At 65.2% G+C, this 273-nt stretch carries 1 protein-coding gene; it reads left to right on the plus strand.

What is annotated here, in order from left to right:
- Positions 1-79 precede the first annotated feature (79 nt).
- A partial coding sequence (tnpA, locus tag PQR02_RS40930) for an IS66 family insertion sequence element accessory protein TnpA (RefSeq protein ID WP_408243468.1) occupies positions 80-273 on the plus strand: 194 nt, incomplete at its 3' end.

The following is a 273-nucleotide window of genomic DNA, read 5'->3' on the forward strand; positions in this document are numbered from 1 at the left end:
GTATCCGTCAGCGCATCCCGTCTTGAACGCGCGTAAGCGCGGTGCGAAGGTGATGCCATCGTAACGACGGAGCAAGGCAATGGACGACGCAACGGGCGAGGCCGTACCGACGGGCGCACGGCGCCCCCGGCAAGGCGAAGCATTCTGGCGCGAGATGGTCATGGCATGGACCACAAGCGGACTGGGCCTTCGACGTTTCTGTCGTGAGCAGGGGCTCGCCGTCAGTACCTTCGGCCTGTGGCGCAAGAAGCTCTCTGGCGAGGCACGAGCAGG

The sequence above is a fragment of the Paraburkholderia sediminicola genome (assembly GCF_046026895.1).
In the GTDB taxonomy this organism is placed as follows: domain Bacteria; phylum Pseudomonadota; class Gammaproteobacteria; order Burkholderiales; family Burkholderiaceae; genus Paraburkholderia; species Paraburkholderia sediminicola_C.